At 62.8% G+C, this 15283-nt stretch carries 12 protein-coding genes; 3 read left to right on the top strand and 9 right to left on the bottom strand.

Annotated features, from left to right (window positions below; genetic code table 11):
- Positions 1–60 precede the first annotated feature (60 nt).
- From phaC (LOY35_RS02005) to LOY35_RS02045, 9 genes are all read right to left on the bottom strand, one after another.
- Positions 61–1743, bottom strand: a complete 1683-nt coding sequence (phaC, locus tag LOY35_RS02005) for a class II poly(R)-hydroxyalkanoic acid synthase (protein WP_258630107.1) — start codon at positions 1741–1743, stop codon at positions 61–63.
- Positions 1744–1852: 109 nt separating this feature from the next.
- The gene (phaZ, locus tag LOY35_RS02010) at positions 1853–2710 is read right to left on the bottom strand and encodes a poly(3-hydroxyalkanoate) depolymerase (RefSeq protein ID WP_258630110.1); all 858 of its coding nucleotides are present in this window, start codon (positions 2708–2710) and stop codon (positions 1853–1855) included.
- A gap of 224 nt (positions 2711–2934) precedes the next feature.
- Positions 2935–4614, bottom strand: coding sequence for a class II poly(R)-hydroxyalkanoic acid synthase (gene phaC / locus LOY35_RS02015; RefSeq protein ID WP_258630112.1), 1680 nt, complete (start codon positions 4612–4614; stop codon positions 2935–2937).
- A gap of 273 nt (positions 4615–4887) precedes the next feature.
- A complete protein-coding gene (locus tag LOY35_RS02020; RefSeq protein ID WP_258630114.1) occupies positions 4888–5265 on the bottom strand; it encodes a DUF971 domain-containing protein in 378 nt (125 codons plus the stop codon).
- Positions 5266–5367: 102 nt separating this feature from the next.
- Positions 5368–6705, bottom strand: a complete 1338-nt coding sequence (gene hslU / locus LOY35_RS02025; RefSeq protein ID WP_024779917.1) for an ATP-dependent protease ATPase subunit HslU — start codon at positions 6703–6705, stop codon at positions 5368–5370.
- A gap of 44 nt (positions 6706–6749) precedes the next feature.
- On the bottom strand, positions 6750–7280 hold the full coding sequence (gene hslV, locus LOY35_RS02030; RefSeq protein WP_025110273.1) for an ATP-dependent protease subunit HslV: 531 nt from the start codon (positions 7278–7280) through the stop codon (positions 6750–6752).
- A 221-nt stretch (positions 7281–7501) separates the two neighbouring features.
- Positions 7502–8197 carry an SPOR domain-containing protein gene (locus tag LOY35_RS02035; RefSeq protein ID WP_047699718.1) on the bottom strand — a complete coding sequence of 232 codons (696 nt, stop codon included), beginning with the start codon at positions 8195–8197 and terminating at the stop codon, positions 7502–7504.
- 1 nt (position 8198) lies between these two features.
- Positions 8199–9935 carry an arginine--tRNA ligase gene (gene argS, locus LOY35_RS02040; protein WP_258630121.1) on the bottom strand — a complete coding sequence of 579 codons (1737 nt, stop codon included), beginning with the start codon at positions 9933–9935 and terminating at the stop codon, positions 8199–8201.
- A gap of 230 nt (positions 9936–10165) precedes the next feature.
- On the bottom strand, positions 10166–12385 hold the full coding sequence (locus tag LOY35_RS02045) for a primosomal protein N' (protein ID WP_258630124.1): 2220 nt from the start codon (positions 12383–12385) through the stop codon (positions 10166–10168).
- Positions 12386–12674: 289 nt separating this feature from the next.
- Between LOY35_RS02045 and rpmE the strand changes: the two genes are divergently transcribed.
- The 3 genes from rpmE (at position 12675) to LOY35_RS02060 (ending at position 15163) form a co-directional block, all read left to right on the top strand.
- Positions 12675–12893 (top strand): 50S ribosomal protein L31, encoded by a 219-nt coding sequence (rpmE, locus tag LOY35_RS02050; RefSeq protein ID WP_024779913.1) that lies wholly within the window; start codon positions 12675–12677, stop codon positions 12891–12893.
- Between the two features lie 41 nt (positions 12894–12934).
- Positions 12935–13714: a thermonuclease family protein gene (locus tag LOY35_RS02055; RefSeq protein ID WP_258630127.1), complete on the top strand. Its 780-nt coding sequence runs from the start codon at positions 12935–12937 to the stop codon at positions 13712–13714.
- A 180-nt stretch (positions 13715–13894) separates the two neighbouring features.
- Positions 13895–15163, top strand: a complete 1269-nt coding sequence (locus LOY35_RS02060) for a malic enzyme-like NAD(P)-binding protein (RefSeq protein WP_258630128.1) — start codon at positions 13895–13897, stop codon at positions 15161–15163.
- Positions 15164–15283: the final 120 nt, after the last annotated feature.

Raw genomic sequence — 15283 nt, forward strand, 5'->3', positions numbered from 1 at the left:
CCGGTTTTCTTAATGGTGGAGTCGTGCCACGGCCGGCGGCTCGACCGTGGAGTGGGCCGTTCAACGCACGCGTACATAGGTTCCGGGTGCAGCCTCCAGCGGTGGGTATTTGGCATTGCCCAGGGTCATCCGGGTTTCATGTCGGGCACCGGAGCGCGCCTGAATCCACTCCAGCCATTGAGGCCACCAGCTGCCATCGACGTGTTTGCCGTCGTAGTACCAGGCCCGCGGGTCGCCGCTCAATTGCGGGTTCTCGACGTAATTGGCCTTGGGATTGCCCGGTGGGTTGATGATGCTCTGGATATGGCCGCTGTTGGAGAGCACGAAGCGTCGCTCGCCTCCCAGCAGCAACGTCGACCGATACACCGAGTCCCACGGGGTGATGTGGTCGTTTATGCCGGCCACGCTGAAGCTGTCCACTGTCACCTTCTGCAGGTCGATCGGCGTGCCGCACACTTCCAGCGCCCCGGGGCGGGTCAGTGGGTTGTGTTTGAAAAGGTCCAGCAGTTCGCCGTGATAGGCCGCCGGCAGTCGGGTGGAGTCGTTGTTCCAATAGAGGATGTCGAAGGCCGGCGGCTCCTTGCCCAGCAAGTAGTTATTGATGAAGTAATTCCACACCAGGTCGTTGGGCCGCATCCAGGCGAATACCCGGGCCATGTCACGGCCATCGAGAATGCCTTTCTGGTAGGAGCGGCGCTTGGCGGCTTCGAGGGCCTGTTCGTCGAGGAACAGGGTGGCGGCGCTGTCGATCTCGCAGTCCAGCAGGCTCACCAGGTACGTGGCGCTGGCGACCCGGCGCAGCTGGCGCTTGGCTTGCAGATGGCCCTGCAGGGCGGCGATGGTCGTGCCGCCAGCGCAGGCCCCCATCAGGTTGACCTCACGGGCGCCGGTGATCGCCCGGCAGACGTTCATGGCTTCTTCGGTCGCCTGCACATAACTGGACAGGCCCCATTCTCGGTGGCGCACATCCGGGTTGCGCCAACTGATGATGAACACCTGCAGGCCATTCTTCAGGGCGTACTGGACGACGCTGTTGGAAGGGGTCAGGTCGAAAACGTAGAACTTGTTGATCTGCGGCGGCACGATCAGCAACGGCTTGGCGTATTGCTTTTCGCTCATGGGCCGGTATTGGATCAGCTCCAGCAGTTCATTGCGGAAGACCACCGCACCGGGTGTGATCGCCAGGGTCTTGCCGACCTCGAAGGCATGGGGCGTGATCTGCCGCGGCATCCCATCGTTGTGCAGCACGTCGTCGACCAGGTGACTGATGCCGCGGATCAGGCTGGTGCCGCCGGAGTTGAAGAACTCCTTGACCGCCAGCGGGTTGAGCAAGGTGTTCGAGGGCGCCATGGCGTCGTTGAGCAAGGAGAAGGCGAAGTGCGCGCGTGCATGATCATCAGGCGTCATGTCGCAATCGTCGATCCAGCTCCTGACCTGTTTCTGCCAGGCCAGGTAGGCCTGCAGGCTGCGACGGTAGAAGGGGTTGAGCTCCCAGGTCGGATCAGCGAAGCGCTTGTCCTTGGGATTGGTGGGGTGCAGGGTTTCCCCCAACAACACACAGCCCAGCTGGCCGCCCAGCTTCAACGCGTGGCGGGCACTGTTCACCGGGTTGCGCAAGCCGTAGGCGGCAACGTCGCGCAAGGTGGACAACAAGTCCCTGCCGCGCAGGCCGGTGACCGCACTTTGCGCGCTGGTGACGCTGGCAGGGGCGGGCGTGGAACCCTTCGCCGGTTTGTCGCGCATGAGTCAACTCCTTCATCATCAAGCTAAAAACAGACACACCGAACCAGACAACATAGTCGCTGTTTCGGAAGTTGCGCGTTCCGGCTTCCTGCCAGGCGCGATGGGACTGTCAGCCGCTACCTTGCGGCGTGGGACGCGGATGCATGACCGCGCGCTGACGCTCTTCCTCCAGGAATTTCATGATGATGGGCGCCACGGCCTCGGCCCGGGTGATCAGGAACAGATGGCCGTCATCGATGATGTGCAGCTGGGAGTTGGGAATGCGCCAGGCCAGCATGCGCATGTTGATCAATGGGATCAACGGATCATCGTCGCCGGCCAGGATCAGGGTCGGCTGATGGATCTTGTGCAGCCAGTGGATACTGGTCCAGCCCAGGCCGGCAAACAGTTGCCAGTAATACCCGAGCTTGCCCGCCGAGCGGACCCTGGCCGCGTGGCTGGTCGCTAGGCTCGGGTCGCGGCGGAACGAGCCGCCATAGATCAGCGGCGCGATGCGCAGCACATGGGAGGGCTGCACGTAGCGCCTGGGGCTGGCCATCATCCACAGAACCTTCGGCTTGCCCGGCACCATCACCGCTCCGGCGGCCGTGGCCGCCAATATCAGCTTCTTGCAGCGCTCCGGGTAGTCGTGGGCGAACTGCTGGGCCAGGGCTCCGCCCCAAGACACACCGACCACGCTGACCTGCCCATAGTCGAGGTAATCGAGCATGCGTGCGGCAAGCTTTGCCAGGCCGGGAAAGCGATAGGGCCGGCTGGGTGTCGATGAACCGCCGACACCGGGCACGTCGAAGGCGATGACTTCCAGGTCCGGGTCCAGGGCCTCGATGAACGGGAACAACAGCTCCAGGTTGGCGCCGATGCCGTTGAAGATCAGCAGGGGCGTCAAGTGAGGCTTGCCGGGGCGTACCGCGGTGCGCAAGGTCTGGCCATCCAGATCGACGGTACGGAAAATGTACGGTTGCGGCATGCTTCAAGCCCTGTGGGTTATGTCGCGATCTTTCACTTTTTCCCGATTCCTTGTGGGAGCGAGCCTGCTCGCGATAGCGCCAGGCCAGTCAAATCCATACCGACTGACCCGACGCCATCGCGAGCAGGCTCGCTCCCACAGGGGATTTGCTGCGGGTATGGGGTTGGGTTCGCAGCGGGCGAGCCCTGCATCACATCAGGGTATCGGCAGGCCAGTCGCATCCGTTACCGCTCATGCACATACGTACCGGGTGCCGCTTCACCCGCCACGTAGGTCTTGTTGCCCAGCACGGTAGGCGCCTTTTTCAGTTTGCCCGAGCGCTCGGCCTGCCAGGCTTGCCAGTGCAACCACCAGGAGTCGGTGTGCTTGGTGGAGTTTTCCTGCCAGTCCTCGGCCTTGGCGGGCATGTCTTCACTGGTCATGTAGCGCGACTTGGGGTTGCCCGGCGGGTTGAGGATGCTCTGGATATGACCGCTGCTCGACAGCACGAAATCAACTTTGCCGCCGAACAGTTGCGCCGACTTGTAGCAGGACTTCCACGGCGTGATGTGGTCGTTGGTGCCTGCCAGGGCAAAGATGTCGGCGGTGACCTGCTTGAGGTCGATCGGCGTGCCGCACACTTCCAGTGCATTGGGCCGGGTCAACGGGTTGGTCTTGAACATTTCGATGAGGTCGCCGTGGAACGCCGCCGGAAGCCTCGTGGTGTCGTTGTTCCAGAAGAGAATGTCGAATACCGGCGGCTCGTTGCCCAGCAGGTAGTTGTTGACCCAGTAGTTCCAGATCAGGTCGTTGGGGCGCATCCAGGCGAAGACCTTTGCCATGTCGCGGCCTTCGAGTACTCCCGCCTGGTACGAGTGGCGCTTGGCGGCTTCGAGGGTCTGCTCGTCGACGAACAGCGCCACGTCGGTGTCCAGGGTGGTGTCGAGCACGCTCACCAGCAGGGTCAGGGCGTTGACTTTCTTCTCGCCGAGCGCGGCGTAATGGCCCAGCAGCGCGGTGCAGGTGATGCCACCCGAGCAGGCGCCCAGCATGTTCACGTCCTTGCTGCCGGTGATGGCCGTGACCACATCCACCGCTTCCTTGAGCGCCTCGATGTAGGTCGACAGGCCCCATTCGCGCTGTTCCTTGGTGGGGTTGCGCCAGCTGACAATGAAGGTCTGCACATTGCTGCGCAGGCAGAAGCGCGCCAGGCTCTTGTCCGGGCTCAGATCGAATACGTAGAACTTGTTGATCTGCGGCGGCACCACCAGCAGGGGGCGTTCATGGACCTGCTCGGTGATGGGACGGTACTGGATCAGCTCCAGCACGTCGTTGCGAAACACCACGGCACCTTCGGTCACGCCCAGGCTCTTGCCGACTTCGAATGCGCCCATGTCCACCTGGCTCGGCATCCCGCCGTTGTGCACCAGGTCCTTGGCCAGGTGGGACAGGCCGTCCAGCAGGCTCTTGCCGCCGGTTTCGAAGAAGCGCTTGACCGCCGCCGGGTTGGCCGCCGAGTTGGTCGGCGACATGGCCTCGGTCATCAGGTTGATCACGAAATGCCCGCGGCTGATGTCCTGGGGCGTCAGGTTGCTGTCATCGATCCAGGCGTGCAATTCCTTGCGCCAGGCCAGGTAGGTCTGCATGTAGCGTTTGTAGAGCGGGTTCTGGTTCCACGCCGGGTCGTTGAAGCGGCGGTCATCGGCGGCTGGTTGCAGCGCGGATTTGCCAAACAGGACGTTCTTGAGTTCGGCACCGAAATGGGCGACGTGCCTGGCGCTGTGCAGCGGTTGCTTGAGAGTCTGGGTCAGCACCATGCGAGCAGAGGCCAGCAGGTCTTTTCTGCGCAAGCCGACGACGGGATTCAACCCCAGGGTATTTTCCGAGGCCTGGTACTTCAGGTCATCGTTGTTCTTGTTGCTCATCTACGACGCTCCATTGTCAGACGAGTACCGGGGCCGTGCCATAAAGCCACACAGCCAATACCAGGTACGCTGCTCGGGTGACCGTTAATTCCGCATCGTGGCCAATGAGGAAACATGTGCAAGGGCACTCGCAGGTTCCTTTGCAGGGAACTTGCCAGCACCATTGGTTACCCGAGTTTAATTTTTTTCGCAAGCAGGCCAGTCATTGACCTTGTCGGAGGACATTCAAGCAGATGAGTCTAGAAAGTTCGCCCTAAAGCGCCAGCCCTTGAGCTAGAGCATCAGCTTGACGACGGACTCGTTCGGATCCCGGGTTTTTCCGGCGGCCTTGAGCTCGGCAAGATAATCGCTCCACAGGTCGTCCTGGCGCACGGCCAACTGGTAAAGGTACTCCCAGGTGAACAGTCCGCTGTCATGGCCGTCGTCGAAGGTCAATTTCAGTGCGTACTGGCCGGCGGGTTCGATCTTGGACAAGCCGACGTTGAGCTTGCCGTATTGCAGGATGGGCTTGCCGTGGCCCTGGACCTCGGCGGAAGGCGAATGCACCCGCAGGAATTCGGCGGGCAGGTGGTATTCCTCGTCCGGCGCGTATCTCAGCGTCAGGGTCTTCGAGGCTTTGTGCAGGTTGATGGCGGTGGGGAGTCTGGTCATGAAAGCAGCTTAAAGCTACAAGCTACAAGCTACAAGCTACAAGCGGATCACCCCCCGCTTGCAGCTTGCAGCTTGCAGCTTGCAGCTCGAAGCTTGCCGCTTTTAGAGGATATACCGCGACAGGTCTTCGTTCTGCGCCAATTCACCCAAGTGGCTGTTGACGTACTCGGCGTCGATGAGGATCGGCGCTTCGTCGTGTTTGCTCGCCAGGTCGCCGGCGCTGAACGACACTTCCTCGAGCAGACGCTCAAGCAGCGTGTGCAGGCGGCGGGCACCGATGTTCTCGGTCTTCTCGTTGACCTGCCAGGCGATCTGCGCCAGGCGCTTGATGCCCTCCGGCGTGAACTCGATGTTCAGGCCTTCGGTCTTGAGCAGCGCGCAATACTGTTCGGTCAGGGAGGCGTGGGGCTCGCTCAGGATGCGTTCGAAGTCTTCCGGCGACAGCGCCTTGAGTTCCACACGGATCGGCAGGCGACCTTGCAGTTCCGGCACCAGGTCACTTGGCTTGCTCAGGTGGAAAGCACCGGAGGCGATGAACAGGATGTGGTCGGTCTTGACCATGCCCAGCTTGGTGTTGACCGTGCAACCTTCGATCAGCGGCAGCAGGTCCCGTTGCACGCCCTCGCGGGAGACGTCGGCACCGCCGACATTACCGCGCTTGGCAACCTTGTCGATTTCGTCGATGAACACGATGCCGTGTTGTTCGACGGCTTCCAGAGCCTTGGCCTTCAGTTCTTCCTCGTTGACCAAGCGGCTGGCTTCTTCATCGCGCACCAGTTTCAGCGCTTCCTTGACCTTGAGCTTGCGGCTTTTCTTCTTGCCCTTGCCCATGTTGGCGAACAGGCTCTGCAGCTGGTTGGTCATCTCTTCCATGCCCGGCGGCGCGGAAATATCGACGCCGGCCATTTCGGCCACTTCGATCTCGATTTCCTTGTCGTCCAGCTGGCCTTCGCGCAGGCGCTTGCGGAACAGCTGGCGGGTGTTGGAATCCTGGGTCGCGGCGGAGTCGGCATTGAAGCCCATGCGCGCCGGTGGCAGCAGGGCATCGAGGATGCGCTCTTCGGCCGCGTCTTCGGCGCGGTGGCGGACCTTGGTGATTTCCTGTTCACGCAGCAGCTTGATGGCTGCATCGGCCAGGTCACGGATGATCGACTCGACGTCACGGCCGACATAGCCGACTTCGGTGAACTTGGTGGCCTCGACCTTGATGAACGGCGCGTTGGCGAGTTTCGCCAGGCGACGGGCGATCTCGGTTTTACCGACACCGGTCGGGCCGATCATCAGGATGTTCTTGGGGGTTACTTCGACGCGCAGCTCTTCGGGCAGCTGCATCCGCCGCCAGCGGTTACGCAGGGCAATGGCGACGGCGCGCTTGGCATCGTCCTGGCCGATGATGTGGCGGTTGAGTTCGTGGACGATTTCGCGGGGAGTCATGGACATAGTAGTTGGCGGTCCTCAAGCAAGAATGAGCCGGGGTACGGGCTTCATTCCGCGAGATCCTGCTCCTCAATGGTTTGGGTGTGGTTGGTGAAGACACAGATGTCGGCGGCGATGCCCAGGGCGGTCTCGACGATTTCACGGGCCGACAGATCGGTCTTTTTCAGCAGTGCACTGGCGGCGGCCTGGGCGTACGCGCCCCCGGATCCCATGGCGATCAGGCCGTCTTCGGGCTCAACCACATCGCCGTTGCCGGTGATGATCAGCGAGGCGTCCTTGTTGGCGACCGCGAGCATGGCTTCGAGGCGGCTGAGGGAACGGTCGGTGCGCCACTCCTTGGCCAGTTCCACGGCGGCCCGGATCAGATGGCCCTGGTGTTTTTCCAACTGGCCTTCGAAACGTTCGAACAGGGTAAAAGCGTCGGCGGTAGCCCCGGCGAAGCCGGCGATGACCTGGCCGTGATACAGGCGGCGGACTTTCTTCGCATTGCCTTTCATCACGGTGTTGCCCAGTGAAACCTGGCCGTCGCCGCCCATGACGACTTTGCCGTGACGGCGGACTGAAACGATGGTGGTCAAGGGAAGAGTCTCCACGCAGCGGGGCGAAAATGCCCGGATGAAAACTCATATGGGGGTGGCGTGGGTTTTTTCAACTGCGGGGGGGCGATGGTGACAAGCGGTGCGCTTTGCCTGTGGGAGCAAGGCTTGCCCGCGATGAAGTCAACGCGGTTTGCCTTGGGCGCGCAGGCGTCTGCGTCGCGGGCAAGCCTTGCTCCCACAGAGATCCGGTGCCTGTGCGTTCAGCGGCTCTGGCGTTGTTGTAACAACAGGTTGCTGAAGCCGCTGCTGGCCAGTTGTTTCTGCGCCTTGGTCAGCTCCTCGCGGTTGCTGAACGGGCCGACCATGACCCGGTACCAGGTTTCGTCCTTCACGGTCCCGGACTCAACCGACACGGACTGGCCCTGCAGGATGATCTGCGCCCGGACCTTGTCGGCGTCGGCTTCCTTGCGGAACGAGCCGGCCTGCAGGAAGAACTTCGTCACCGGCGCGGCTTTCTGCACCGGTGGCGCCGGCGGCGGCGTGATCCCGGCCAGAGCGGCCTGGGCGCGGGCGGTGTCGATCTTCGCGGCTTCGGCCGGCGTGACCGGGGTGGCGGGCACTTGTGGCGTCGGCAGGGTCTTTTCCGGTACCGCATCGGGCGGCACGATGACTTCCGATTCCGGCAGCAGGGTGTAGAAGTCGTATTTCGGCTTCACCGGTTGCGTCGGGCTCGGCGGGGTCTTGTTGGCCTCGGCGATGCGCGTGGCCTTCTGCTGTTCCTGGCGGACGCGTTTGACGTCATCGCCCTGGCCCGGCTCCAGTTTCATCAGGAACACGATGAAGGCGCCGACGCTCAGGCCGATCGCCATCCACAACCAACCCGGAATCGGCTTTTTGGCCGGGGGCTGGTAACGACTGGCGCCGCGTTTGGGTGCAGGTTTTTTCTTGGCGGCCAACTTACATGCGCTCCAGCGTTTCCAGGCCCAGCAGTTCCAGGCCTTGCTTGAGTGTGCGTCCGGTCAGCGCGGCGAGGCGCAGGCGGCTCTGCATTTGCTCCGGGGTATCGGCGCTGAGGATCGGGCAGTTCTCGTAGAAGCTGGAGAACAGGCCGGCCACGTCATACAGGTACGCGCACAGGGTGTGAGGCGTGCCCTTCTCGGCGACGTTGTTCAGCACTTCGCCGAACTGCGCCAGTCTCGCGGCCAGCTCCTGTTCGTGGGCGGCTTGCAGGACAATCCGGCCCTCCACCTCATCGAAGCTTTTGCCGAGCTTGCGGAATACTCCGGCCACGCGGGTGTACGCGTACAGCAGGTACGGCGCGGTGTTGCCTTCGAAGTTGAGCATCAGGTCGAAGTTGAAGCTGTAGTCGCTGGTGCGGTGCTTGGACAGGTCGGCGTATTTCACCGCGTCGATGCCCACGACCTTGGCGATCTGGCGCAGCTCCTCTTCGGCCAGGTCGGGGTTCTTGCCCTTGACCAAGGTGTAGGCACGCTCCTGGGCTTCGGTCAGCAGGTCGATCAGCTTCACCGTGCCGCCGTCGCGGGTCTTGAACGGACGGCCATCGGCGCCGTTCATGGTGCCGAAGCCCATGTGCTCCATTTCCATCGGGCGCGGTACGAAGCCGGCCAGGCGAGCCACTTCGAACACCTGCTGGAAGTGCAGAGCCTGGCGCTGGTCGACGAAGTACAGGACCCGATCCGCCTGCAGCACACCGTTGCGATAGCGCACGGCCGCCAGGTCGGTGGTGGCGTAGAGGTAGCCGCCGTCGGCCTTGACGATGATCACCGGCAGCGGCTCGCCGTCGGCGGTCTTGAACTGGTCGAGGAACACGCACTGGGCGCCGTTGCTCTCTACCAGCATGCCTTTGGCCCGAAGGTCGTTGACTACGTTGACCAGATCGTCGTTGTAGGCGCTTTCACCCATCACGTCGGCCATGGTCAGCTTGACGTTCAGCAGTTCGTAGATTTTCTGGCAGTGGGACAGGGAGATGTCCTTGAACCGGGTCCACAGGGCCAGGCACTCGGCATCGCCGGCCTGCAGCTTGACCACCAGGCCACGGGCGCGGTCGGCGAACTCCGGCGACTCGTCGAAGCGTTGCTTGGCGGCGCGGTAGAAGTTCTCCAGGTCCGACAGTTCGTCGCTGGTGATTGGGTTTTCCTGCAGATAGGCCATCAGCATGCCGAACTGGGTGCCCCAGTCGCCGACGTGGTTCTGTCGGATCACAGTATCGCCGAGGAACTCCAGGACCCGGGCCACGCCATCGCCGATGATGGTCGAGCGCAGGTGGCCAACGTGCATTTCCTTGGCGAGGTTCGGCGCGGACAGGTCGACCACCGTGCGCTGCACCGGGCCGGCCTTGCGTACGCCGAGGCGTTCATCGGCCAGGGCGGCGTCCAGGCGCGAGGCCAGGGCCTGGGTGTTCTGGAAAAAGTTGATGAACCCGGGGCCGGCGATGTCCGCCTTGGCGACGTTGTCGTCAGCCGGCAGCGCGGCGATGATTTTCTCGGCCAGGTCCCGTGGTTTCATGCCAGCCGGTTTCGCCAGCATCATCGCAATGTTGCTGGCGAAGTCGCCGTGGGTCTTGTCGCGGGTGTTTTCGACCTGAATCGCCGGCGACAGGCCTTCTGGCAAAACACCTTCAGCGACGAGTTGGGTGATGGCTTGCTGGATGAGCTGGCGAATGGTGTCTTTCATTGTCTTCTCTTTCAACCGCAGGCGCGGCGGCGCTTCGATGCGCTGGTGGAAAAACTGGGCATTATCCGTGGGGAAGACGGGCTTGCCAACTGTAGCGGGTCGGTTGGGGTCTTGTCGTACCCAGATCCCTGTGGGAGCGAGCTTGCTCGCGATAGCGTTATATCAGGCACCAGTGAGGGTGAATGTGATGTCCTCATCGCGAGCAGGCTCGCTCCCACAGGGTAAGGGGATCAATACAAATCCACCGGATCCACATCCAGCGACCAGCGTACCGCTCGTCCGCTGGGCATCTGTTCCAGTACCAGCAGCCAAGCGCTCAGCAGGCGATGCAGCGGCGCCCGGGCATTGGCTTGTAACAAGAGTTGCGCCCGATAACGCCCCGCCCGCCGTTCCATCGGAGCCGGCACGGGGCCGAGCAGTTCGATGCCTGTCAGGTTCTGCTCGGCCAGCAAGCGCTCGGCCTCGCTGCAGGCGTCGTCAAGAAAGCCTTCGGCCTGCCCCGGCTTGTGGGCCTCGGCCCGCAACAGCGCCAGATGGGCAAACGGCGGCAGGCCGGCACTGCGGCGTTCGCTCAAGGCCTGCTCGGCGAAGGCGAAGTAGCCTTGCTCGGTCAGTTGTATCAGCAGCGGATGGTCCGCCAGGTGGGTCTGGATAATCACCTTGCCCGGCTCCTCGGCCCGTCCGGCCCGGCCGGCGACCTGAACGATCAACTGCGCCATGCGTTCGCTGGCGCGGAAGTCTCCGGAGAACAACCCGCCGTCGGCGTCCAGGATCGACACCAGCGTGACCCGGGGGAAGTGGTGTCCCTTGGCGAGCATCTGCGTGCCCACCAGGATGCAGGGCTGGCCCTTCTGGATCGTGGCGAACAACTGGTTCATCGCGTCCTTGCGCGAGGTGCTGTCGCGATCCACCCGCAGCACCGGGTAATCGGGAAAGAGAATGCCCAGCCGTTCTTCGGCGCGCTCAGTGCCTGCGCCGACCGGGCGCAGGTCCACTTTGCCGCACTGCGGGCAATGCCTCGGCACCCGCTCGGTGTGGCCGCAGTGGTGGCAACGCAGCTCGCCGTAGCGTTGATGCACGGTCATCCGCGCGTCGCAGCGTTCGCAGCCGGACATCCAGCCGCAGTCATGGCACAGCAGGGTCGGGGCGAACCCGCGGCGGTTGAGAAACACCAGGACCTGTTGGCCGGCAGCCAGCGTCTGGCCGATGGCTTGCTGCATTGGCCCGGAAATGCCGCTGTCCAGTGGGCGGCTCTTCACGTCCAGGCGCAGGAACCGCGGCTGTTTGGCGCCACCGGCCCGTTCGTTCAGGCGCAGGAGCCCGTAGCGACCGGTGTAGGCGTTGTGCAGGCTCTCCAGGGAGGGCGTCGCCGAGCCGAGGACAATGGGAATGTCTTCCTGGCGGGCCCGCACTAGGGCCAGGTCGCGGGCGTGGTAGCGCAGGCCTTCCTGCTGTTTATACGAGCCGTCATGTTCTTCGTCGATGATGATCAGGCCGGGATTCTTCATCGGGGTGAACAGGGCCGAGCGGGTGCCGATAATGATGTCGGCCTCGCCGTCCCGGGCGGCCAGCCAGGCTTCCAGCCGCTCGCGGTCATTGACCGCCGAGTGCACCAGGGCGATCCGGGCGTTGAAACGCTGTTCGAAGCGCGCGAGGGTTTGCGGGCCAAGGTTGATTTCCGGAATCAGCACCAGGGCCTGCTTGCCCGCTTCCAGGGTCTGGCGGATGAGCTGGAGATAGACTTCGGTCTTGCCGCTACCGGTGACGCCCGCCAGCAGAAAGGCGTGATAACTGTCGAAGCCCGCGCGGATCGCTTCGCAAGCCGCTCGTTGTTCGGCATTGAGCGGCAGTTCCGGCTGGGCCAGCCAATGTTCATGGCGAGCGTCCGGGGCATGCCGGCGGACTTCCACCTGAACCAGGTCCTTGGCCAGCAGCAGGTCGAGGCTGTCCTTGCTGAGCATCAGCTTGCTCAGCAACTGATGCGCCACGCCGTGGGGATGCTGGGCCAGCGTCGCCAGGGCTTCGCGTTGACGCGGGGCGCGGGCGATGCGCGGGTCATCCAGCGAAGCCCCCGGCGCCACCGACCAGAACCGCTCCTGGCGTGCTTCGGCCGGTTCACCCTGGCGCAGCAACACCGGCAACGCCCAGCTCAGGGTGTCGCCGAGGCTGTGCTGGTAATACTGGGCGGTCCACAGGCACAGCTTGAACAGCGAGGCCGGCAGCGGCGGCGTGGCATCGAGCAACGCCAGGGCCGGCTTGAGCTTGTCGGCCGGGACCTCGCTGTGGTCGGTGACTTCCACCAGAATGCCGATCATTTCCCGCCGACCGAAGGGCACCCGCAAGCGCATGCCCGGTTGCAGCCGGGCACGCGGGACTCCGGCCGGGGCACGATAGTCGAACAGGCGGCGCAGGGGCGAAGGCAAGGCGAGGCGCAGGATGGCGTCGGGCACGCGGGGATCTCAATGACAGGCATGTTCAAAAGGCTAGGCACAATCCCTGTGGGAGCGGGCTTGCTCGTGAAAGCGGTGGCACAGTCGGCATTACTGCAAACTGATTCACCGCCTTCGCGAGCAAGCCCGCTCCCACATTGGTATCGTGCTTGAGGCCGGGAGCCTAGCAGACGGTTGGTACAAGGCATAGCTTGCGTGATCGTCGATGTCTGGTAGAATCCGCGGCCTAATTACGTGCGGTATTCAACAATAGTGTTGGGTGGCGGCACGCTAGCCTGAGGAAAACACCATGAAAGCCGATATCCATCCGGAATACCCAGCCATCGCTGTAACCTGCAGCTGCGGCAACAAGTTCGAAACCCGTTCGACCTACGGCAAAGCCCTGGCGATCGACGTTTGCAACGAATGCCACCCGTTCTACACCGGTAAGCAAAAGACTCTGGATACCGGTGGTCGCGTTCAGAAGTTCGCCGACCGTTTCGGTGCTTTCGGCGCCAAAAAGGCCTGAGACTGATCATTTTGGCGGGTCGTTTCGGCGGCTGCGAAGTGATGAAAAAGGCGTCCCTTGTGGGCGCCTTTTTTGTGTCCGCGATTTGGCTGACCGGCGCCCAGGCCTTCTGCCCGGCGCCCACGGGCGCGACCGAGGTGGCGGTCCGGCGGGTGGTGGATGGCGATACCCTGCGCCTGGAAGATGGCCGCAGCGTGCGCCTGATTGGGCTCAATACACCTGAGTTGGGCCGGCAGGGGCGTTCCGACGAGCCCCTTGCCGTTGCGGCCCGCCGTCGCCTGGAAGCCTTGGTGGCTGCCAATGACGGGCGTGTAGGGTTGGTTTCCGGCAGGGAAAGCAAGGATCGCTATGGCCGGACACTGGCCCATGCCTATGGCGCCGATGGCCGCAATCTCGAAGCGCAGATGCTCGCCGAGGGCCTGGGCTTCCAAGTGGCAGTGGCACCGAATGTCAGCCTGGCGGGCTGCCAGCGGGCGGCCGAACGTCAGGCGCGTGAGGCGCGTCTCGGGCTGTGGGGGCGTTCGCCCGTGCTCAAGGCCGGGCAGATCAAGGCATCCGGCTTCGCCGTGCTCAGCGGCCGCGTCAACGCGGTCAAGCGCAATCGTGGCGGTGTTTGGCTGCAATTGGACGATTCGGTTGTATTGCGTATTGCGCCCAATCTACTGGACCGCTTCGATTTGGCTTCGCTCGAGCGCCTTGTCGGCAGGCAGGTCGAGGCGCGGGGTTGGGTGGTTGACCGATCGCGACGTGGGAACACCGGGCAAGGACGATGGCTGCTGCCATTGACCGATCCGGCGATGCTGAGCCCAATGCCGGGGTAAAAAATTGTAGACATTTTTCTTGTTGATTGTATGCAGTGAGCCCTTGTGTTTCGCGGCTCTTGGCCCAAAGTCGTAGGGCAGGGCGCTTGACAGGGGTGACCGGTCAGTCTTGTAGGGACTTTGCGAGGCGCGTATCCTCGGCGGTCCGTCTGTCCAACACAGTAAAAGCGGAATGCCCACATGTCTGATCTGAAAACTGCCGCTCTCGAATATCACGCTAATCCTCGTCCAGGAAAGCTGAGTGTCGAGCTCACCAAGGCCACCGCTACTGCCCGCGACCTGTCGCTGGCCTACAGCCCCGGCGTAGCCGAACCAGTCCGCGAAATCGCTCGCGACCCTGAACTGGCCTACAGATACACCGGCAAGGGCAACCTGGTTGCAGTCATTTCCGATGGCACCGCGATTCTCGGCCTGGGTGATCTGGGTCCACTGGCCTCCAAGCCCGTCATGGAAGGCAAGGGTGTGCTGTTCAAGCGTTTCGCCGGCATCGACGTGTTCGACATCGAAGTCGACTCCGAAAGCCCGCAAGCCTTCATCGACACCGTCAAGCGCATCTCCATCACCTTCGGCGGTATCAACCTGGAAGACATCAAGGCGCCCGAGTGCTTTGAGATCGAACGCGCCCTGATCGAACAGTGCGATATTCCGGTGTTCCACGACGACCAGCACGGTACCGCCATCGTGACCGCGGCCGGCATGATCAACGCCCTGGAAATCGCCGGCAAAACCTTGCCGGAAGCCAAGATCGTCTGCCTGGGCGCCGGCGCTGCGGCCATCTCCTGCATGAAATTGCTGGTGAGCATGGGCGCCAAGATCGAAAACATCTTCATGGTCGACCGTACCGGTGTGATCCACTCTGGTCGTAGCGATCTGAACCAGTACAAGGCCGTCTTCGCTCACGCGACCGACAAGCGCACCCTGGCGGACGCATTGGACGGCGCCGACGTATTCGTCGGCCTGTCGGGCCCGAACCTGCTGAGCCCGGAAAACCTGCTGCGCATGGCGCCGAACCCGATCGTGTTCGCCTGCTCGAACCCGGATCCGGAAATCTCCCCGGAACTGGCTCACGCCACCCGCAACGACGTGATCATGGCGACTGGCCGTTCGGACTACCCGAACCAGGTCAACAACGTATTGGGCTTCCCATTCATCTTCCGCGGTGCCCTGGACGTTCGCGCCAAGCGCATCAACGAAGAGATGAAAGTCGCGGCCGCCAACGCCCTGCGCGAACTGGCCAAGCTGCCGGTGCCTCAGGAAGTCTGTGACGCCTACGGCGGCATCAAGTTGGAGTTCGGTCGTGAGTACATCATTCCGAAGCCAATGGACGCCCGCCTGATCACCCTGATCTCCGACGCCGTGGCCAAGGCTGCGATCGAGACCGGCGTGGCAACCCTGCCGTACCCGAAAAACTACCCGCTCAAGAGCGTGGATGATGTGTTCAACGGTTAACAGCAGCCGCCCATAAAAAAACCTGGCCTCGGCCAGGTTTTTTTATGGGCTTCGAGCGGCAAGCTTCAAGCTGCAAGTAGAGGCGAGGCCTACCGTGCTTGCTTTGGCTTTACTTGAAGC

The organism is Pseudomonas sp. B21-028 (assembly GCF_024749045.1).
In the GTDB taxonomy this organism is placed as follows: domain Bacteria; phylum Pseudomonadota; class Gammaproteobacteria; order Pseudomonadales; family Pseudomonadaceae; genus Aquipseudomonas.

Bases quoted from the DNA above. Each gene is read 5' to 3' on its own strand.
- phaC (WP_258630107.1), bottom strand. From the start codon at position 1,743: ATGCGCGACAAACCGGCGAAGGGTTCCACGCCCGCCCCTGCCAGCGTC.
- phaZ (WP_258630110.1), bottom strand. From the start codon at position 2,710: ATGCCGCAACCGTACATTTTCCGTACCGTCGATCTGGATGGCCAGACC.
- phaC (WP_258630112.1), bottom strand. From the start codon at position 4,614: ATGAGCAACAAGAACAACGATGACCTGAAGTACCAGGCCTCGGAAAAT.
- LOY35_RS02020 (WP_258630114.1), bottom strand. From the start codon at position 5,265: ATGACCAGACTCCCCACCGCCATCAACCTGCACAAAGCCTCGAAGACC.
- hslU (WP_024779917.1), bottom strand. From the start codon at position 6,705: ATGTCCATGACTCCCCGCGAAATCGTCCACGAACTCAACCGCCACATC.
- argS (WP_258630121.1), bottom strand. From the start codon at position 9,935: ATGAAAGACACCATTCGCCAGCTCATCCAGCAAGCCATCACCCAACTC.
- rpmE (WP_024779913.1), top strand. From the start codon at position 12,675: ATGAAAGCCGATATCCATCCGGAATACCCAGCCATCGCTGTAACCTGC.
- LOY35_RS02055 (WP_258630127.1), top strand. From the start codon at position 12,935: ATGAAAAAGGCGTCCCTTGTGGGCGCCTTTTTTGTGTCCGCGATTTGG.
- LOY35_RS02060 (WP_258630128.1), top strand. From the start codon at position 13,895: ATGTCTGATCTGAAAACTGCCGCTCTCGAATATCACGCTAATCCTCGT.